This is a genomic window from Sphingobium sp. RS1, assembly GCF_056156825.1.
In genome coordinates, this window is record NZ_JBLZXE010000002.1 from 663,867 (window position 1) to 683,473 (window position 19,607).

The window sequence follows — 19,607 nt, forward strand, 5'->3', positions numbered from 1 at the left end:
ACCGTCCCCACAGACGACGGTCTAAGCCGATATCACAAACCAGACTTGCTCTCTTCCCGAGCCAGGCCTCGGAAATAGGCGGCGCGTTGAAGTAACTCAGCTATAAACGCAGGATCGTCGCCGTCTCGCTGCGCCTCATCCGCGGCCTGCTGGGCCTCCGCAGCATTGCGAAGATATTGGCCATATTCTGGTGATTTTGCCATCGTTGCTCAACGGGTTCTCTTGGAAGCTGCGATACAGGCTTTTTAATTCCAAGCAATAAAGTGGATTAGGATTCAATGTAGCAATCGGCTTTTCGCGGCTACTAACCCACGTGATACTGCACATCCTGTTCTTCAAAACAATTACCAATCGACGAATTGAGCTTGTAAATTGCTATATTACAATTAACGTTAAGTTCGATATCGTAATGAAATTGTAATTGACTTGCCACTCGCATTCCCAAAATCTGTCTTAAAAGACGAACGACGTGAGAGGATGCAACGGTATGACAGGGTTAGATTTTTTCTATTTCTCCTGCCGCTGCCGCAAACATAAGCAGATGGCGGTCAGGTGCAGTTCCGATAAAGGGCGGTCGGCGCATCTGCGATTAGCCGACGCCTACGCCAACCTGGCTTCCGCCGCCATGAGCACGCTGCTTTAGCCGTTGTCCTAACTTCCAGCGAAGCAAATTCGCTCGATCTACGAGAGCGCGAAGATATGACTAAACAGCGTTAGCGCATTTTGCTCGAGCGATTCGGTTCGGATCTACCATCGGCCTTGGGACCAGCAGTCAATCAGATCGTATCAGGCGGCTGATGACTATGTCATTCCCGAGATTGAAGACATCCTACTCCACCATTCGAACCCGAAATGGTATGGCTTTCTTCGTGCGAGGCCCGTACGGACAGTGAGCTCGGTCACAGCATTCCGTAAATGCCACTAGCAGCGGCTCCTATCATCAGAGCAGCAAGGGCAAGGGCTTCGACCTTCAAAAAAATACTGGACCGGTCCCGGTCATACTGATGCTGATGCTGATGCTTTTGTGTCATCTATGCCTAATCCTCGCCTGCCCACTTTATCCGTTATTGGCTGTTGCTGACCAGTCATCTCCCCCGCCGCCTAACTACCAATTGCCCCAGGTATCTCCCTTCCTACATCAGGAATTGTAGCAATCGGACCCTTAGGCGATCATGAATGATGCTTTTCCTTGCTTCAGAACTATACCATTGATTGGAGCGGCAGAGCCTGCTGGAGGGGGGAGGCGGCATCGGGGAAAGAACTCACTTCGCCGTCTATAGGCGCAGCCAGTGATCTCTTAAGGAGACTGACAGAAGGACGCAATGCACGATGATTAGTTCCATATCTGCAACGATAAATCATAGTTTATATGCCGCTAAGGTCCAATTAGTGGAACCGCACAGCTTGAATGACGTTTTGACGATGCTGAATGACAGCCCCCCCCGGGGTCATTCACATTTCCCTTCGATGGACCCCGCTGGCCTCCCTAAGGCTAGCGGGGTTATTGTTTATTGGCAGGTTTTTGCTGTCCCCTACTTACCGCGGCCAGGGACGCAGCTAAGTTGCCGGCGTCGTTTGGTGCTACCTTCGGCTGATCGGCGCCTAGGCTCCACCTAATGCGACATACTTCGACGGGTATTTGATAGTACGTTAGTACGCACGCTTGCTGAGGATTGCGGCCCAAAGACATTTGCCCCGAACCGCCTTTGCAGATGAACGGCGACCTGTGCCGTATAGCGGCGCTGGCGGACATCGTTTGGGCTATGATAGATGCCTACCGCCTTCCAGTAGCTGCCGCCCGTCTCGAGTGCGTCAAGGAATATCCAGCGCGCCGCCTCCGCATTAAAGCAGGGATCAAATTGGAGCCAGCCCCGGACGTCCTCCTCGCGCCGGGACAGCAGCGCCGCGATTTTCGGCACCCACCAGCTGTTGATCTGGAGCGGCCCCAGGTCATGGCTTCCGTTGCTGTTGAGGATTTCCGCACCGATCCAGCCGGCTTCCTGATCGCGCAATCCCCAGAGCGTCTTTTCGAGCCAGGACTGACCGCGTGCCGCCTGCCGGATACACCGAGCCACCTCGGGTTCCGGCGACCTTGCCGCTACAGCGCCTTCGAATGGTAATGCCCCCATCAGCACCAGTACGACGATGCTGATCCAACGTCGATCAGCGATCCAGGCCACGGCCGCCCTCCCTTTCATTGTCGTGGGTGCGCTGCTCGTGCCCCGGCGCAATCGCGTCGCGATTGCCGTGACGGTCGCTCAGCAAAGATTGAAGATGCTGGTCGAGTGCCTCGAAAATCTGTTGCGCCCGATCAGCGAGCTTCTCTGCCACACCTCTGGGCCTTCTGCTACGGGTCCAGAGCTCGCGCTCAAGCCGGCGATCGCTGCGCAAGCGTCTCTCCCTGTCGTGATCCTCCTTCAGTTGCTGGAGATGTGGTCCCTGCCGTGCAGCCATTCGGTCGCGATGATCGCGCTCGATGCGCCCAAGACCTTCTAGGCCCGACGTCTTTTCACCCGATCGTTCGACGAGCGTCTCCACCAGTTTGTTGGAATCCTGGGTCCAGAGCTTCACCCCGTATCGGGCGCGGGTGATCGCCGTGTAATAGTTCTGCGCCGTCACCAGCGGCGATCCGATGGGCGCCAGGACATAGACCCTGTCGCAGGTCTTGGACTGCGCTGAATAGATGGTCTCGGCGTAACCATGATCCCAGGTCTTGTGCCAGGAGAGGTCGATCGTCTGAACCCGATGGCTGCGATCCCAGCGGATCGTGGCCAGTGGGCCTTCTAACCTCTCGACCCTCCCCCGCTCCGCATTTTTGAGCTGGAGCTCGCGCGACGCCAGGCGCCACTGGATGCGGTCGCCTTCGCTGAGCTCCCGCTTCTCATCCATGAAGACGTTGACCTGCGAGGATTTGGCCGTGCGGGGATCCCAGAGATGGACACGTCCCTGCTCATCCACCAACCGGACCAGCTGTCGACCTCGACCGTCGCGAACCACGCCCGCGACCCGATATTCGCTATCCCGCCCTAGCCCCGCTCCTGGCTGATCGCGGTTGAAGGTCACCACCTGCCCGCCCGAGTAGAACCGCGCCAGCCTCTTCTCCTGGTCAATCAGCCCGCCGGGTGTCAGGACCGATAGGCGGGTCTCCTCGGCTGCGACGACGCCCTCGCGCTGGAGCACCTCCCTGATCTTGCTGTTCACGATGAGGCGTGACGCATTGTCGAGAACGAGAATGTTGGTCGCAGCACGGCTTTTAGGGCTGAGACGGGTCCATTCCGCGACCACGCCTGCAGCGAGAGTGACGGCATCCTCACCACTCAACACCTTGTCGAGCCGACCAATCGAAGCGGCGTAGTCCCCTGCCCGCGCATGCGCGACGGCGTCCCGCATCGCCGCAGTTTCTTGCCTGCGCGACTCGGTCAGTTCAGCCGTTTCCATGCCTAGCTTCTGCATGAGCCAGAAGGCCTTCCCCTGCTCGATCGCACCGGTCTGCTTGTTGTCACCAAGGAGAATGAGCCGCGCGCCGGTGGTCCTGCTGATCTCCAGCACCCGCAAAGCCTGTCGACTTCCCAACTGCCCCGCTTCGTCGAGGACCAGCACATGATTACCGGTTATCCCATAGCCGGCACCCGCCAGAAGGCTCGCGACGGTGCGCGACTCAATCTGCGCCTTCTCCCCCAGTTCGGCGGCGGCCGATGATGTCGGAGCGAGGGCGACAAGTTTAGTGCCGGGCAGCGCCGCATCTTTCAGCGAACGGACGAGCGTCGACTTCCCCGCCCCCGCGACACCGTGAACGGCTGTCACCCGGTCCCGCGAGGTAGCCATGTCCACCAGCGCACGTTCCTGCTCCGGGGAGAGACCCGCCCGCTCTAGTACGGGAAGCAGCCGATCGGCGCTCGCTACAGGCCGTCCGTCACCGACCGCAAGCGCCAGCTGCATGGCGAGCGACTGCTCCAGCCGCACCGTCCGCCGGGTCGTCCGACCCCGCGTCAGTATCGCATCCCCCGTTTGGCCTCGCGTCGCCAGCAGCTTACGTCGCTCTTCATGCGCATCGATCATGGTCCGCAGATCCTGGAACCGGACCTCACCGACATGGGATGCAAGCCCCGTGGAATAGAGGCGACCAAGCGGGTTCACCGCCTCCTTCCCCTCCGACTGCTTGATCCCGAACAGAGAAGCGCGGGCGGCATCGGCTCGGTCGATGGGCACAGGGTGCTCGCCCACTTGGGCGGCGCGTTCCTTTACGGCTTCAAGCGGCTTTTCATGGGGCCCCAGCCTCCCACGCCACTGATCGAGCAGGGCGTCGATCCCGATCTTCACCTTGGCGCTGCGGGTCGCGTAAAAAGATTGCCGGCGTGCAGCCTGGCCTACAAGACCATGCTCGGCGGCATGTTCATTGATCTGCTCGGACCGCTGCGACATCTCCTCGATCAAGGGCTTGGGAACGCCCCTGATTTCGAAGAGACCCCGGCGCGCATTGAAATCGATCTCATAGCCAAGCTCGCGCAAGCCATGGGCGAGTTCACTCCGATAAATCGGCCCGCTGGTCATTTGCTCGGCATACATGGCGCGAGTTTCCAGGCTCGCCATCGGATCGCTTGTCTGCCCGTTGGTCATATTGAGGACGACAACATGGGTGTGGAGATGGGGATCGAGTTCGCGGCTCGCATGCTCGGTAAACCGCGCCCACAGCAATCGGCCGGTCGTTTTGTGGACGATGCTTCCCTCCTCCCGCCTTCGCAGTTGGGCATGTTCCTGCAGATAGGCGAGCGCGACATCGACCGATCGCTCATGGAGTTGGACGATCCGCTCGTCGCCCATGGCGAGCGCCATCACCGAAACCGATTTGGGCGCGCTGATCGCAAAGTCCCAACCGGGATGATGCTGGATACCGTCGGCGCGGTGACGACCGAGCTGCTGCCCCGCAACCTTGCCGGCTAGCAGGGCGCGAAACGTCTCGGGATCGACATCGCCTGCTAAGCCGAGGTCGTTCGCCAGGGCACCACCCCAGGACGATCGCTCCCCATTCCCTTTCGTATAATAATCACCGATCGCGTAGTAGCGGGCGATGTTGCCGGGTGACCCTTTCAGACGGCGCGGATGCATCATGCCGGCCTCGCATCATTACGGTCGCCCAATGCACGGCCATGTTGCCGTAACCGGAACCCGCTGGCGCGCCCCAAGAGCTTGGGCAGTCGACCTTCTGGAATTTCATGCTCTCCATCCACCGGATTGGACGGTGAGACCTCCGGACGGACCTCGTCTTGCGTGGGCATGCTACCCTCGTCCGTATCGACCGGCAGTTGGGGCGCTTCCGCCTTCTTCGATCGGTGCCGCTTGGGTGCCGATCCTGATGGCTTCGAGTGAGACTTGCTTTCATCTTCCGGGTTCAGCCGAACAGGCGGCGCCAGCCGCTCGACGAAAGCGGCCTGCGGGCTCGCCAGGGCGTTGTAGCTATCGGTAAAGCGGACGACGGGAAGGTTTCGGCCGAACCGAAGGAAGCCTGCGAGATTGGGGAGATTGGTGACCTCGGTGTGCATCACCAGCGGGCGGGTCACCTGGATTCGCGACAGGTTGACCCCGTCCCGCATGTCGTTGACGCCATAGGACATGCCCTCATTGGCCTCGACCTGTTCGACCTGCCCCAGATTTTCTGAAACATGTTTGGCAGTGGGCGTGTCGTTGGCGCGCAGCGCCACCCAGGTCGAGCAATAGCCGGTGATCGCCGCGGCATCCTGGATGCCGTAGGTCGCTTCAAGCTGCGGATAGGACTGGAACCCCAATATGCCGCAGCCGCCATATTTGCGCGCGCGGGCCAGGAAGTCGCTGAGCGACGGCAGTTTCTGGAGCGTTGGCAACTCATCGATGACGCAATAGAGCCTTCGCTTACGATCAGGCGGCAGGCTCATGATGGCGCTGATCGCGATGTCGAGCCATACGGTCACGAGGGGGCGGAGGGAAGGAAGCTGGTCCGCCTTGACGGTGATGAAGAGCCAGCTATCGTCCTCCTCATTGGCAACCCAATCCCGGATCGAAAAACCGTCGGTGGTATCGTCCAGATAGGAGAAACTTCGCATCACCGAGGCCAGTTCCGCGCGAATGCCGGCCGACGTTCTATCACCTTCCATCGAGATGAAGGCGGCGGCATCGGTGCCCTCGGCGAATGTCGCGAGCGTCTTCAGGGGGCTGCGCAGCACCGTTTCCAGCAACGCCGAAACCAGCGTCCGCTCGTACCGGGCAAGCTTGCGAAGGACGGCAACCAGCGTCCCGCGCGCAGCCTTGGCCCAGAAGGGATCGCCGCCTTTGTCGGGGATCGTGGACTCTGCGATCTGGTCATAATGATAGTCACGCGGGACATCGACCCAGGGCGACCAGCAATCGGCGCGCTCGTCCAGCGGATTAAGCAATATGTCGTGCCCGGGCCGGTAGAATTTCTCGACGAAGGTGCCGGCCGTATCATAGACGATAGCCCGCTTGCCCTGCTTGCGCATGCCATCCAGCATCTTGACGATGATGTTGGTCTTGCCGGTACCGGGCGCACCACAGATGAGGATATGCTCAGACTCAAAGGCGTCGGGCACAGGGACGCCGCCGATCGCAAAGCTCCCCTTCCGGTTGCGCCATAACTGCCGCCGTAGCTGCCGCGCCGTGCCAAATCGTGCACCACGAAGAAATTGGTTAGAGCCGAGGCCCTTCCCCGTGCGGGTAAAATAGAACCAGGCCCAAAAAAGCATCAACAGGGCGAAGGCGCCCGCCAAAGCGGCGCCGTAAACCAGATGATGCTCCATAGCCTGAAGGGTCTTCTTGGCGATGCTGGAGCCGAGCAAAGCATCGGACGTCGTCCAATATTGGCGACCCGATGGGGTCAGAAAGAGGACCGGCGCGCCGCCGGGGACGTTACTTTTGACCGTCGCCTCGGCGATCTTCGCTGCCACAAACCGCTGATAGTCGGTGGACTTCTCAAGCACATACCAGATGGTTCCCCCAACCCAGATGGCGACCCCCGCCAGCAGTGTCTGGAAGAAGACCTGCGTGGTCATGCGAACATTGTGGACGATGGCCTGCCCGCCCCTTGTCCAGGAACCCAGCGTGTCGTTCCGAAAGATGCTCATGATTGCATCTCCTCGGGATCGAGAAGGCCACGTTCCAGGAGCAGAGCGCGGGCATCTTCCATCGCCCTTCCGAGGATATCCGGCCGGCGCGCGCCGACGGATGCGGCGAGGATGGTGAAGACCTGAATGAGGGTCGCCTGCACCTCGTCGAAGCGGCCATGATAGCCAGCCGCATCCATGCCTTCATAGCGGTTGAGGATATCCCGGATATAGTCGGGGATAGTCGAGCCGGCCGCCTGCGCACCGACGACAAGACGCCCGAAGAGCGCGTCCTTGAACCTGATGGTAACTCTGGGCAAGCGCCGAACTCCTGTTCGTCGCCTGGCCAATCGTGATGAAGCAAAGCCCTTATATTCGAATTTCAGCCTGATCTCAATTGATTACATGTAGTCGGGACGGCAGCCAAACGGTGCCAAGTCAGATCAAGCACTTAGCCGCCACGCCATCAAAAGCGACAGCCAAAGCGCACCGAGGGGCGTCAATTAGTGCCATGATCCGAAGACGCGTAATCGGCCGGAAAGCCGCGCAAATGCTGGCGATTCGCGCCCGCAGCACCCGTGCGTACGGTGCATTACAAATTACGCCTTGCAGGCGTGCGTCTGAGCTTTCGCATGAGCTTGCGAATGCGCCAGATGAAAGTTCGATGCGGCGGGCAACCTGCTGATCCAGAACGGTAATTCAAAGCCGGACGAAGATCGGGGACAGCCCTTCTCTGAGAGCGATGCCCGTTACGAATCGATGCCGCCGATAAGTTCCCCGCGTGTCCTGGGGAACATACCCCGGACGCGCTTCCACCGGCCCGCAAGGAGCCGGGATTTGTGGAGCCAAATTGTCATGCCCAGCGGCACCAAGATCGATTTTGATGCGATGGATATTCTCTCCATTCCCCTCCCCGCGCGGGGAGAAAAGTTGCTCTACGACGCCAAGGCGAAGGGTCTCATCCTGCGCCTCCGCGCTTCAGGTGCCCGCACCTGGATTGGCGTCGAACGGGTGGCGGCGCGATCCATCCGCACAACCCTTGGCGACGCACGACACCTACCTCTGGAAGCCGCCCGCCGTCTTCTTGCCGCCGGGCCGCAGGACCGATCCACCCCCACGGACGATACCGTCTTTGGTCCCGATGCAACGATAGCGGAGGTATTCCCCCGCTTCCTCGCTTCGGGTGAAACCGGACGATGGAAGCCCGGCACAATCCGCAACATGAGGGCGGCTACGACGACCCACATCCTGCCCCATTTCGGGGGGCATAAGGTTCGCGCACTGATCCCGGAAGAGGTCAACCGCTGGCATATGGACATCAGCGCGAAGAGCAGCGCCGTGCGCATGGCGCTGTCCACTCTTTCGGGGTTGATGCTCTACGCGGAGGATCATGGATTGCGCGAGCCGGGTTCAAACCCCTGCCGTGGCCTACGCAAGAAACAGCATAGCAAGCGCGGCAAAATGATGTCTCCCGATGCGGTTCGGAGGCTTTGGAGAGCGCTCGATGGATTGCAGGATCGGATGCCCGATGCCTGCGATGCGGTCCGCCTCCTGTTCCTGACCGGCGCCCGGCGCAGTGAAATCCTCTCGCTCGAATGGGACCGGATAGTCGGTGCCCGCGCGGTCCTGGAGGACTCCAAGACCGGCCCCCGAACGATCTGGCTGAACGCCCCTGCCCGCGACTTGCTCGCCGCCCGCAAGGAAATGGTAAAGGGACGGTTTGTGTTCCCGGCCCCGAAGAGTGATGGGCCGATGAAGGTACTCGATTACGCATGGGCATTGATCCGGCGAGCGGCAGGCCTGGAGAATATTCGCGTCCATGATCTGCGGCATCATTTCGCATCGGTCGGAGTATCAAACGGCATCGACCTGCGACTGATCGGCCAGCTTCTCGGGCACAACGACATCGACAGCACCATCGGCTACGCGCACCTTGCCACCGATGCATTGGCGCGCTCGGCGTCGAAGGTGTCCCGACGCATCGAACGCTCCCTTCGCGGCGATGGGTGTGAACGTCCCGCCCGCAAACGGAAGGCCGATGTAAGCGGAATAGACTGTGCGAAGGAGGCCGCCCATGCTTAACCTGCGCCTCTCCCTGACCGACACCCTCTGCGCCCGCGCGGAACCCGGACAAAGGGAATATGCCATGCGCGACACCCGCCTGCCCGGCCTTGCCCTACGGATACAGCCCGGCGGGTCGCGAAGCTGGATCGTCCGCGCGCGCATCGACGGCAAGGCAGTCCGGCGGTCGTTGGGTTCGTTCCCGGAAATAGGCGTGAAAGCGGCGCGAGCCTCCGCCCGTGCCGTTCTCGCGGGCGAGACTTTGGCTCCGACAACGACGCCTACTGTCCCGCATTTCGCGACGTTTCAGATTGAACATGAACAGCGCTGCGGTGCCTTCTACAAGCCGCAGGGTTTGCGCACATACCGCACCTATATGGGATGTGAATTGCTACCGGCCTTCGGCCACCAGAGACTAGATGCCATTTCTCGTCAGGATGTGATCCGGTGGTTCGAAGGGTATAGCCTGCGAAGGCCGGGCGGGGCCAATCGCGCCCTCGGAATTCTGGTGCAGATGCTCGGACGCGCGCGCGCCTGGGGCTATATGCCGGACGGCTGGCGCAATCCCGCGAAGGGGATCAGGATGAACCGCCGGAAGGTCATCGGCACCTTCCTCGGCTTTGAGGAGATGGCAAGGCTCGGCGGCGTACTGGACAAACGGATCAAGGCAGGATGCACGGCATCCACCCTGCTCCGCTTCCTTACCACGACGGGTTGCCGGGTCAGCGAAGCCGTCCATCTCGAATGGCAGGATATATTGCCCGATCGGCTTCGACTGCGTGACAGCAAGACCGGCCCGCGAGATATTCCCCTCGGCGTGCCGGTTCGCCGCTTCCTGAAATCCTACCGCGTGAACCTACAGAGACAAGGAATTGGCGGGTTTCACCACGTATTCCCGCTGGCCGGTCGCCAGCACTATGACGGCGTCCGTTCGATCTGGGTCAGCGTCCGCCGCGAAGCCGACCTGCCCCCGAAATTGCGCATCCACGATCTCCGACACAGCTTCGCGAGCCATGCCGTGATGTCGGGAGAAACACTTTTCACAACATCCCGACTCCTCGGTCACAGCAGAGTCCAAATGACCGCACGCTATGCTCATCTGGCGAATGATGTCCTTGCGGCAACCTGCGAAAAGCTTGGGACACTTCTCATCGGCCAGACCCGGTAGCCAAGCGCCGCCCAAATGATAATCAATCACGCATGAATGGACGGCGCGGCCAGTTGGGCCGCGCCGTTTTTCTCGATTATGCCGCTTCCCACACCTGATTGAGAATCCGGGCTGCCATCGCCGCCTTGTCCTGCGGCAGGAACCGTCCGTAATGCTTCGCTACCATGTCCGGCGTATCCTGGATGGCATAGCTCGCCTGCTCGAATGAGCCTGTCTGCTTCAGGATATGGGTAGCCAGCACATCCCGCACATTATGCGGCCCATGCGGCAGCAGACCCTTGATCGCGCCCCGGCCGGTATAGGGATTGAAGACGCCATAGCGTTGGACCACCAGACGCCATGCCTCGTAGAAGGTGTTTTGATCATAGGACGCATCGCGGCTGTTCGTTTTCACCGTCTTCACGAAGAATGTGCCGGGATCGTCCGCCCCGTTAAGTAGGATGGCCCGATGCTTCTCCACATAGGCGTCGATATGGTCATAGAGGCCGCCAAGATCGGGAAGGAGCAGTCGGAAGGGTTTGCCCGCGAAGAAGGACGAATGGGCGTTCTTGAAGGAGACTGCCGGAACAAGGACTTCCCATCCCTGATCACGCTCACTCCAGCGGATTTCGCCGCGCTTCATGGTTTCGAGCTGACGCTCTGAACGCGGCAGATGTCCGCGCGGGCAGACCATCATTTGCCGCAAATTCTTCTGCCGAAGTCCAAGATGGAGGCCCAGCCGGATCAGGAGATAGGACCGGACAACCTCCGCCGCAGCCCTCGGGTATCGCCGCCCGTCAGGGCGGAATTTCAATATTTCCTCCGCGATCTTCAGATATTCCGCAACCGGGCTGGGTGCCTCCAATATGGGCAGGATCGGTTCGAACGGGTCGCGATGGATGCGCGCGACCCGCTCCACCTCACGGACGCGCGCACTGGCATGTGCGTGCAAAATGTCGCAAGCCTGCCGCCAGTCCGCGCGCGCCGCGCCGATGTCGTCGGTGGATATGAGGCCTTCCATCGGCACAAGACGATCGGCCAGTTCGGGATGTTGCCGCAACCAGCCGGTATCAGCCCGGACAAGGGCCATCGCATTCCGTAACATATCGCATTCCCAGCGGGTAAAGAAACCGCGTCGCCGCTCGCGCCACTGGACATACCAATCCCACACCCTCGGGAAGACCAGCATGGCGAAAGTGATGTTCCTGAGCGGCACGCCACACCCCTCCACGGCTCCACGCGGCGACGCGGCCAGTGCGCCGAACATGAGGCCGAAATGCTCGATCTTCTGGCTGGTCGTTTCCTCTCCCCATACGCCGTTTCGCTGAAACCCTATGTCGGTCAGGGTAGAGGTCTTGAACCTGACGAGGTCAGCCATCTCCGACACAAGGCGAGTTGGCGCATCCACCACGCCCTCATGATCCATATCATCGTCGATGCCGGGTGCCGTCTCGCTCGCTTGGACTCCCCGAATCCTTTTGCCGGTGATCGCCGGAAATCGGATCGCGTACCGCAGTTTCATGGCCTGCGCCTGAAACCGGCGATATTCGGTGGCGCCCGAAATCACGACTTCTCGGACCCATTCCAGAATCTCCGCCTGTTGCTTCAACGACCTTGCGTTGAAATCGTCGGGCAGGTGCCACGCCAACCGCCGCTGCTCGGCCTTGGTCACGCCTTTGATATTGATCCCGGACGGCGCACGCGCCGGGTGGGGCAGTTTCGATCGGAAATAGCCGGGAGGTAGATCATAGCGGCACTCTATGCGGGTGAGAATTTCCAGGCTGGCCGCGCTTTGCGGCGTGCGGCGTCCATCCACCCAGGATTTCAATGTCGCGCGATCCAGCTTTTCGCCCGGCTTGATGATGGACCTGTGAAGCTGATAATAGCTTTCCGCATGACGGCCCATATGGAGGATGAGGGCTTCGCGAAAGCCTGGCGGGTCGATCCATTTGGCGGAGTTGGGAACCGGCTTTTCCACGATAGGCAGGGCTTTGCGGCCTCGCTTGGGCAAGGGAGATTGGTTCGCGTCGCGGCTGGCGCGGCGTGAGTTTGATTGCATTACAGAAATTATCCATTGTTGGTATTGGCCCGACCAGCGGGTGCGCGTCCAGCGCACGCCAATTCTACAACAAATAGAAATTTATCAATATGATAGCGAATTTCAGGCTGCGTCCGGGCGCGCCTCCAGCTCAGCGATCCGCGCGTTGCACAGATCGCGTACCACCTCTTGCAGAAGGACGACCCTCTCGCCCAGCCATGCAAGCTCCTCCTCACTAATGCTGAATTCGCGGGAGTAGCGCGCCTTGATATATGCCTCGCGGAGCAGGTTATAGGCGCGCTTGTGCAAACGGCTATCCGTAGGCCAGACGGCGCGAAGCTGCGGCTCAAGCTGCTCTGTCAACGCCCGCAGCCGATTGAGGTTGTGGGTCTTGGGGCTGTACAGGGTACGGACCAGGAAGATGCAGTGATATAAGCGTTCGGTCGCCTGGTGCAGAAGGAAGGCTCCTTCCTTTGGCATACCTTTGGCGATAGCTTCGACGCTCAGAGTTCGAAAGTTCTCTGCACTTCCGAACCATTCCTCAAAATAATCCCGCGTTTCCCGCAGGGCTTCGCCTGATGATAGCTGTTTTGGCTCCGCAAAGGGATGGTCCGGCTCCTCGTGCAGGGCGATGCCGTCCTTGAGAATGTCCATGAAGAAATAGCGACCGAGCCGCAGCTTCTCGTTTACATCGTCCAGGCTGTGATAGATCAGGCTAACCTGCGTGCGCAGCACTCTGCCCTCGGTCAGTTCCTCCAGCAGCCGTTCCTCAGTTTTCGCCCAGAATTCTGGAATGTCGGTCAGGTCTTCATGATCGACCACCACGAGGAGGTCATAATCCGAGAAATAGCGGCCAACAGGGTCTTCGACCCAATCGCCTCGCGCATAGCTGCCGAAGAGAATGATTTTGAGAATCTGGCCATTGCGGAAACGCGGCTGTGTCCGGTGGCGAATGGCGCGCGCGAAACCCTCGCGTATGATGTCAACGACATGGGCAAGCTCCCGACGCTTGGCGTCGGGCAGTTGCACATCTGGATCGTCGAGCCTTCTCATGATGCCGCGTAGAATCGCGGCAAATCATCGCCTTGCCAAGCCCCTTTGGACTGGCAAGGCGAATAGGGCTAATTTTAACGCATTTCACGAACGATAATGCGTATCGCGCGAAGCATGTGGCGCCGTACCTGCCAGAGAAACAATCGTTCTCGCTTGGCGATCTCGACATAGCTCAAACCCTCCACCTGACTTGCGATGAAGATGTCGAGCGTCCGCTTCTGACCTGCCCCCACCGAGTGGACCGATTGGTTTGTTAGTGGATTAATCCCATCGCCGCCATATCCGGACGGAGGTGGAGCGAAGCGGAACCGGAGGCCGGATATGGCGGTGTTGCCGTTTCTGGTGCCGGTGGTCGGTATCCAAGGCTGCTGTGCGGGCGAACGGTGTTGTAATGCCGCCGCCATGCCTCGATCAGCACCTTGGCCTCCGCGAGGCTGTAGAAAATCTCGCCGTTGAGCAGTTCGTCGCGAAGCGACCCGTTGAAGCTTTCGTTATAGCCATTCTCCCATGGTGATCCCGGCGTGATGTAGAGTGTCTTCACGCCGATCTGGCCCAGCCATTTCTGGACGGCGGTCGCAATAAATTCGCTGCCATTATCGGACCGTATATGTGCAGGCGGACCGCGCGAGACGAACAGGTCGGCCAAGGCAGCCAGAACATCCTCATGCTTGAGCTGCCGTGCAACGATGAGCGCCAGGCATTCCCTGCTGGCCTCGTCGATGATCGTGAGGATGCGGAACTTGCGGCCATCATGCGTCCGCCCCTCGACGAAATCGTAGGCCCAGACATGTCCCGGATATTCGGGTCGTAGCCGGATGCATGAACCGTCATTGAGCCACAAGCGTCCCCGCTTTGACTGGCGCGGCGGAACCTTCAGCCCCTCACGCCGCCAGATCCGCTCAACCCGTTTATGGTTCACCGTCCATCCTGCATGACACAGTAATGCCGTCACCCGGCGATAGCCATAACGACCATATTGCTTCGCCAAAGCGACGATATCCTCTGTCAGTGCCTGTTCGTCATCCGCCCCGCGCGGCACCTTGCGCTGTGTCGATCGATGCTGACCCAGCACCCGGCATATCCGTCGCTCGGACACCGGAAGCTCTCGTCGTAAATGATCGATGCAGCGCCGCCGCCGCGCAGGGCTCAGAAGTTTCCCTTGGCAGCCTCCTGCAGGATCAGCTTGTCCAGCGTCAGGTCCGAAATCGCCCGGCGAAGACGCTGGTTCTCTTTCTCCAGATCCTTCATCCGCCGCGCTTGGTCGGTCTTCAGCCCGCCATATTCCTTGCGCCAGCGATAATAAGTCTGCTCGCTGACCCCGATCCGACGGCATGCTTCGGCGGTCGAAGTCCCCTGCGCCAGCACAATCTCAACTTCACGCAGCTTGCCGATGATCTCTTCCGGCTTGTGCTTCTTGAATGGCATCTGTCGTCCCTTTCGTGGTCCAGACTATCATAGTCTCTGGGCCACTCAGCAGGGGGCAGATCATTCCCGTGCCGTCGTCACGAACTATGACGGCTTCGTTTGTAAGGGGCTCAGGCAGAGTAATCCAAACGTTATTGGCATCTGCATCCCATGCATTGTCTACAAGTTCCTTCAACGCCGCTTCGCTGGATCGATAAGTTTCACCTAGAATTCTTGTCAGTCGCGTGTTTACCGCGAAGTGTGCAATTTCGTTCATCCATCCCCCGGGGCTGGTCGTTACAGAAGCGTCATAGCAATTAAATACAATGGTGACCACCGGCCGGTTTGGAGACCTCTGAAACCTATGTAGATGGCATGAACTGGTGTTTTGCAGCCTTAGTGTTCCGACCTAGCTGCCGATCGGCTTGAATGTCCGCTTCTAAGACCTGCGGTATCACAGCTGGACGGCAAAAAACTGGCGCCTACCGGTCGTTTGAGATAAGCTCAGGCCCGGACCGAGCTGTACCAAGATTTTGCTTGCCAAATTGTTCCCCAGAACACAAAATGTGTCTTGGCCTGTTTTGAAGAGCCTCATAACGTACTGAATTAAGCCGATTTATTGGCAGCACCCGTGCGTACGGTGAATTGCCTGTGCGCAAGGTGCATTACCCCCGCTACTGAGCCGAAGCTCCTTCAATGCGTTTCAGGCAACTCGTCACCGTCAAGCGGAGGCCGATCTGGGACCTGCGCGAGGATTGCAAGCGCAGCAGCCGGATTTGCGCGTTCGGCACGGAGCCGGATATCTGCCGTTGCCCTCAACTCCCCTACCCGCTCCGCAATCAGCGACGACAGAAACTGGTTGAGCGACGTACCGTTCAGCTCTGCTAGATGCTTGGCTTCCGCCATAACATGATCCGGCAGCCGCAAAGGATAATTGCTCATTTCGTCCCTCCTCCTTCGAGGCGTAAAAACAACTCACCGGGCTTAATCACATCTACGCGGTATAACTCCCGTGCCGGTAGAAAGTCCCGCACGTTCATGGTGACGATGGCATCCGCCCCGGCCTGGACCGCGCACTCCAGAACCATATCGTCCGCCGGATCGCTCAGCGTCGGACGAAGCTTAGTCCTGATCGGCATTATCCGCCGCGCCTGTCCAACGACAGCATCTAACACTTGGTCCAACTCCTCCTTCGATGCCCAACTCGCCTCGCGCATCGCTGCTCGGTTGAGCACAGCTTCATATTCCAACACCAGCGCGACAGACACAGCGTATGGAAGTTCGCCTTTCAGCGCACTCTGGACGATCCGATACGATGCTCCAGACCGCGACCAGAGCGCAGCGACAAGAATGTTCGTATCCAGCACATACATGACGTCATATATAACGTCATAATCTGCGATGCGCAACATTTTGGATGCCGTAGCTGCTATGACGGATCAGGCGTGCCGAAACCCATATCAATGGGATGATTGCTCCAGAGATGCATTCGAAATGATAGTCTGGAATTCGGCTCTAATTTCAGGATGACGCCTTTCAAGATAGGCGGTGATACGCTCGTTCACCAACAGCTTGCCTAGATAGCGCGATGCGACCACGAGATGCAAAACATCGTCGCCCAAGCCATCTTCCACCGCCTTCATGTCACGACTGAGGTTCTCCATCTCTCTTTCCATTCGTGCCATTTGCTCGGGTGTCAAACCTCCCACCCGCCTCTTGCGATTGGGCTTTGTCAGATCATCCTCGTTAGTCGCCGCCAGCAACGCTTTGGCATAGGAATGAGAAAAATTGTTCACCGAAACCATCAATTCGGCGGCCTCGAATTGCCGGGGAGCGGTCATCTTTTTCAGCACCTCAAAAGTCTGAATGCTGATGTTCCTTTCCGCAAGAAGGTTGGCTACCTCCGCAGTGATCCCCGTCAGAAGATTTCGCCGTCGTCGCACGACATTGACATCCACGCCGAAGGCGCGCGCAATCTTCTCTTCTGACGCTCCACGTCTGACCGCACGGTCGATCATGTAATGCTCTTGTACGGTCGCGAGCCGGTTCACCCTCTTGTTGTAGGTAAATGCCTCATCATCGTCTGCGACGATGCAACGCACCATTTTATCCCCGCGTTTCAGAAGGGCGTAGTAGCGAAGGTGACCGTCCACCAGCAGGTACGGCTGGTCGCGCTTCTGCTTGGCGACGACAAGCGGCTCGGCCAAGCCAACCGTATTGATTGAGGCCGTTATTCGCCCGAAGCGTTTCGAGACCTCAATCTGAGGCGTGAGCTGCCGAAGTGGCAGGATGTCGGATAACTCCAGTTCAATCAATCGAGCACCAAACGCGATCTTGACCTTTTTCGCCATGATTAGGCCTCCGAAATGCCGATGCGTTCCGCCAAGGGAAGAGGGATTGTGCCCATCGATTCAGCTCGAAGGAGAGTGACGAAATGTTCTTCCGTCAGCAGTTTCTTCAGCGCATTGACTACGAACAATAGCCGACTTTGCGCGAGGCTGGCCTTCTTCACCAAGAGCTTTTGACGTTGGACCTCCTTCTGGTAGACGCGCACCAGCGACGCAGCCGTCGGCTTAAGGCCGCTATGAGCGGCGCCTTTTGCCGATTTCATCGATTTGCCGATCTGCGATCGCTCATCCAGCACTCTGCGGATCGTCACTATCTGTGAAATTGAAACCAGACCTTTTTCGTATGCCTCCGCCAGGGCGCCCTGCGTGTTCGTATCCGTGGCCATGACAATCGCATATGCAACCGAATGCGGTATCACTCCGCGCTCGACTGCATCGAGAAGGCGCTCTTCTCCTCGATCCAGCATCGTGCAGATTGTAGAAACATATTCGTTGCTGAACCCTATCTTATCAGCCACTTGCTGGACGGTGTATCCACGGTCCCGAAGCGCGCCGACCTCTCGGATAAGTTCCAGTGGGCTGTGATTTCGCCGGGCCATATTCTCGACAAGGCTGAGAATGTAGCTATCTTCCTGAGATGCTTCGATCACGATGGCTGGAATGCAATCCTGTTCCAGCTCAATGAATGCCTCAAGCCGACCTTGACCACATACAAGCGAGAACCTCCCCCCTGGCGCTGCGGTCACGGTTATCGGCTTCTTGAGGCCCACCTTCGAAATGCTATCGACCAGTTCGTCAAAGATGCGCTTGTTGCGTTTGCGGGGATTGAGAATGTCGATCCTGTCGGTGGGGATCGTCTCGATTTTTTCGTGCGCTTTGCTCATGCGACATCTCCAAGCTGAAATCGTCGGGACAGGTGATAGAGCGGTGAAAGATCATCCGCCCGATAGGCGTCCATAGCGATCCCGTTATGCTCTGCGAGCCTGAGCGCATCGCTGCCACCGACATCAATCCACGGCAGCAGATAATAGTCCTGAGGCTTCTGATTCCCCGGTGCCATTCGAACGGCAACGGTGATGTCGGGCTCCAGGCCGGTATCGAGACGGATTTTCCAGCGATGAGAGCCAGAGGCGGACTCAGAGCATCGAGACAGCACGACAGAAACTGTAAATTCGCCGTTCACCGATAACAGATCAGTCATCGGTTCGACCTCAACCGCCCCCCCGACCCTTTCGATCTCGGACACGGTGTCGGCAACAATCTGGGGATGCAATAGCCGTAGCGTGCGATTGGTTTCCAGATATCGATAATCGCGCCCGGAATCGTACCCGATCAAAGAGTAGGCCTTCACCAGACTTCCAAAGCGGTAACGATATGCGGATGACGACGGCATATCCTCGTCCTCATCGATCACGAAGCCGGACAGCACACCCTTGCGAACCTGGAAATCCTGAAGCATCGCAAGCAACTGTTCATCGGTAAATCGGCGCGAGCGCTCGGCAATGATGTGCTGGGCGGCTTCGAAGAAATCCGCCTCGACAATCGGCAGGAATGCGCCGTCACCTCTCACCCACATATCGGGTGGATTGGCGACCCGAACCTTCTTCAATTTGAACGAGACACGATTGTAGACATTGTTTCCGATATATTTTTCGTTCGTCAGAATCTGGTGGATAATGCCGCGTGTCCAACCGCGATCCAGACCGGTTACGACGCCCTCTTCGTTCAGTATCAGTGCGATCTCGCGCTCGGACCGCCTTTGCAGCACGAACATGCGGTAGATGCGCCGCACGGTCTCCAGTTCGTCCGGCGGCCCCGGCATCAAGATCACCCGATCCGTCTGCAAGCTCTTGTGCTGACCTTTTTCAAGCGGCGCTTTTATTGTGCCATGTTCGTCAACAAGGTGCCGTCGCAATCCGTATCCAGCGGGACCACCTTGACGGTAGCCAAGGGTGATGAGGCGACATTGCCCGGCAAAGACCTTGGTCGATAACTCCCGGCTATATTCGCCAGCCATGACGCGCTTCACGCTCTTGATCAAGGTAGCGCTAAGGCTGCCGTCGTTCTCGAATTGCTCCGCGCAATAGTGGACGGTAATCCCGCCCTGACGGCAAATGAACTCGTAGTAAGCGCTTTCATCGGCATCCTGAAACCGGCCCCAGCGGCTAATGTCATAGACGAGGATCACGTCAAAATCGGCGGCTCCGGACCGAACGTCCTCAATCATCTTCCGGAGCGAATCTCTGCCCGCGATGTTAAGGCCGCTTCGACCTTCATCGGCGTATGTTCGAACGATATCCATGTCCCGCCGCGCAGCATATGCCGCAATCACCTCGGCTTGATTTTCGGTCGAGTATTTTTGGAGGTCGGTGGACATGCGCACATATTGCGCAGCCCTATATCGCTTCTTTGAAACATCTTCCGGTTTCATCGTCCTGACCCCAATCCGCAATCAATTCGAGCTA

Annotated in this window: 15 protein-coding genes; 2 read left to right on the forward strand and 13 right to left on the reverse strand. The window is 58.7% G+C overall.

From position 1 onward, the window contains the following. Positions 1-1,613: 1,613 nt before the first annotated feature. From ACNHGR_RS04840 to ACNHGR_RS04855, 4 genes are read right to left on the reverse strand one after another with little or no spacing between them, the layout of a single operon-like run. On the reverse strand, positions 1,614-2,180 hold the full coding sequence (locus tag ACNHGR_RS04840) for a lytic transglycosylase domain-containing protein (protein ID WP_475284344.1): 567 nt from the start codon (positions 2,178-2,180) through the stop codon (positions 1,614-1,616). Beyond that, positions 2,164-5,109 (reverse strand): MobF family relaxase, encoded by a 2,946-nt coding sequence (gene mobF / locus ACNHGR_RS04845; protein WP_475284345.1) that lies wholly within the window; start codon positions 5,107-5,109, stop codon positions 2,164-2,166. Before mobF ends, ACNHGR_RS04840 begins: the two co-directional genes overlap by 17 nt. Then, on the reverse strand, positions 5,106-7,112 hold the full coding sequence (locus ACNHGR_RS04850) for a type IV secretion system DNA-binding domain-containing protein (protein WP_475284346.1): 2,007 nt from the start codon (positions 7,110-7,112) through the stop codon (positions 5,106-5,108). The genes mobF and ACNHGR_RS04850 overlap by 4 nt, the downstream gene beginning before the upstream one ends. Then, positions 7,109-7,411: a hypothetical protein gene (locus tag ACNHGR_RS04855; protein WP_475284347.1), complete on the reverse strand. Its 303-nt coding sequence runs from the start codon at positions 7,409-7,411 to the stop codon at positions 7,109-7,111. Before ACNHGR_RS04855 ends, ACNHGR_RS04850 begins: the two co-directional genes overlap by 4 nt. A 535-nt stretch (positions 7,412-7,946) precedes the next feature. Between ACNHGR_RS04855 and ACNHGR_RS04860 the strand changes: the two genes are divergently transcribed. Both ACNHGR_RS04860 and ACNHGR_RS04865 read left to right on the forward strand, forming a co-directional pair. Then, positions 7,947-9,173, forward strand: a complete 1,227-nt coding sequence (locus tag ACNHGR_RS04860) for a tyrosine-type recombinase/integrase (RefSeq protein WP_475284348.1) — start codon at positions 7,947-7,949, stop codon at positions 9,171-9,173. Then, positions 9,166-10,320, forward strand: coding sequence for a tyrosine-type recombinase/integrase (locus ACNHGR_RS04865; protein ID WP_475284349.1), 1,155 nt, complete (start codon positions 9,166-9,168; stop codon positions 10,318-10,320). The genes ACNHGR_RS04860 and ACNHGR_RS04865 overlap by 8 nt, the downstream gene beginning before the upstream one ends. Before the next feature lie 76 nt (positions 10,321-10,396). Here ACNHGR_RS04865 and ACNHGR_RS04870 read toward each other — a convergent pair whose 3' ends face one another. The 9 genes from ACNHGR_RS04870 to ACNHGR_RS04910 all read right to left on the reverse strand — a co-directional run bounded on the left by ACNHGR_RS04870 (position 10,397) and on the right by ACNHGR_RS04910 (position 19,573). Further along, the gene (locus tag ACNHGR_RS04870) at positions 10,397-12,277 is read right to left on the reverse strand and encodes a hypothetical protein (RefSeq protein ID WP_475284350.1); all 1,881 of its coding nucleotides are present in this window, start codon (positions 12,275-12,277) and stop codon (positions 10,397-10,399) included. A gap of 183 nt (positions 12,278-12,460) precedes the next feature. Beyond that, on the reverse strand, positions 12,461-13,390 hold the full coding sequence (locus tag ACNHGR_RS04875; protein WP_475284351.1) for a HEPN domain-containing protein: 930 nt from the start codon (positions 13,388-13,390) through the stop codon (positions 12,461-12,463). Positions 13,391-13,643: 253 nt separating this feature from the next. Beyond that, positions 13,644-14,815, reverse strand: a protein-coding gene (locus ACNHGR_RS04880; RefSeq protein ID WP_475284352.1) for an IS3 family transposase whose coding sequence is annotated in 2 segments (ribosomal slippage) — positions 13,644-14,551 and positions 14,551-14,815 — 1,173 coding nt in all. Because the reading frame shifts where the segments join, the coding sequence is not laid out codon by codon here. Continuing rightward, positions 14,766-15,071, reverse strand: coding sequence for an ATP-binding protein (locus ACNHGR_RS04885; RefSeq protein ID WP_475284353.1), 306 nt, complete (start codon positions 15,069-15,071; stop codon positions 14,766-14,768). Before ACNHGR_RS04885 ends, ACNHGR_RS04880 begins: the two co-directional genes overlap by 50 nt. A gap of 416 nt (positions 15,072-15,487) precedes the next feature. Then, on the reverse strand, positions 15,488-15,736 hold the full coding sequence (locus ACNHGR_RS04890) for a pilus assembly protein HicB (protein WP_475284354.1): 249 nt from the start codon (positions 15,734-15,736) through the stop codon (positions 15,488-15,490). Further along, the gene (locus tag ACNHGR_RS04895; protein WP_475284355.1) at positions 15,733-16,206 is read right to left on the reverse strand and encodes a putative toxin-antitoxin system toxin component, PIN family; all 474 of its coding nucleotides are present in this window, start codon (positions 16,204-16,206) and stop codon (positions 15,733-15,735) included. The genes ACNHGR_RS04890 and ACNHGR_RS04895 overlap by 4 nt, the downstream gene beginning before the upstream one ends. Before the next feature lie 48 nt (positions 16,207-16,254). After that, positions 16,255-17,145, reverse strand: coding sequence for a plasmid partitioning protein RepB C-terminal domain-containing protein (locus ACNHGR_RS04900; protein WP_475284356.1), 891 nt, complete (start codon positions 17,143-17,145; stop codon positions 16,255-16,257). Between the two features lie 2 nt (positions 17,146-17,147). Next, complete coding sequence (locus ACNHGR_RS04905; protein ID WP_475284357.1) at positions 17,148-18,026, reverse strand: plasmid partitioning protein RepB C-terminal domain-containing protein; 879 nt, start codon at positions 18,024-18,026, stop codon at positions 17,148-17,150. Further along, on the reverse strand, positions 18,023-19,573 hold the full coding sequence (locus ACNHGR_RS04910) for a recombinase family protein (protein WP_475284358.1): 1,551 nt from the start codon (positions 19,571-19,573) through the stop codon (positions 18,023-18,025). Before ACNHGR_RS04910 ends, ACNHGR_RS04905 begins: the two co-directional genes overlap by 4 nt. Positions 19,574-19,607: the final 34 nt, after the last annotated feature.

Excerpts from the sequence above, each read along its gene's own strand:
- ACNHGR_RS04850 (WP_475284346.1), bottom strand. The coding sequence starts at position 7,112 with ATGAGCATCTTTCGGAACGACACGCTGGGTTCCTGGACAAGGGGCGGG.
- ACNHGR_RS04910 (WP_475284358.1), bottom strand. The coding sequence starts at position 19,573 with ATGAAACCGGAAGATGTTTCAAAGAAGCGATATAGGGCTGCGCAATAT.
- ACNHGR_RS04900 (WP_475284356.1), bottom strand. The coding sequence starts at position 17,145 with ATGGCGAAAAAGGTCAAGATCGCGTTTGGTGCTCGATTGATTGAACTG.
- ACNHGR_RS04885 (WP_475284353.1), bottom strand. The coding sequence starts at position 15,071 with ATGAACGAAATTGCACACTTCGCGGTAAACACGCGACTGACAAGAATT.
- ACNHGR_RS04860 (WP_475284348.1), top strand. The coding sequence starts at position 7,947 with ATGCCCAGCGGCACCAAGATCGATTTTGATGCGATGGATATTCTCTCC.
- ACNHGR_RS04895 (WP_475284355.1), bottom strand. The coding sequence starts at position 16,206 with ATGTTGCGCATCGCAGATTATGACGTTATATATGACGTCATGTATGTG.
- mobF (WP_475284345.1), bottom strand. The coding sequence starts at position 5,109 with ATGATGCATCCGCGCCGTCTGAAAGGGTCACCCGGCAACATCGCCCGC.
- ACNHGR_RS04905 (WP_475284357.1), bottom strand. The coding sequence starts at position 18,026 with ATGAGCAAAGCGCACGAAAAAATCGAGACGATCCCCACCGACAGGATC.
- ACNHGR_RS04890 (WP_475284354.1), bottom strand. The coding sequence starts at position 15,736 with ATGAGCAATTATCCTTTGCGGCTGCCGGATCATGTTATGGCGGAAGCC.
- ACNHGR_RS04875 (WP_475284351.1), bottom strand. The coding sequence starts at position 13,390 with ATGAGAAGGCTCGACGATCCAGATGTGCAACTGCCCGACGCCAAGCGT.
- ACNHGR_RS04865 (WP_475284349.1), top strand. The coding sequence starts at position 9,166 with ATGCTTAACCTGCGCCTCTCCCTGACCGACACCCTCTGCGCCCGCGCG.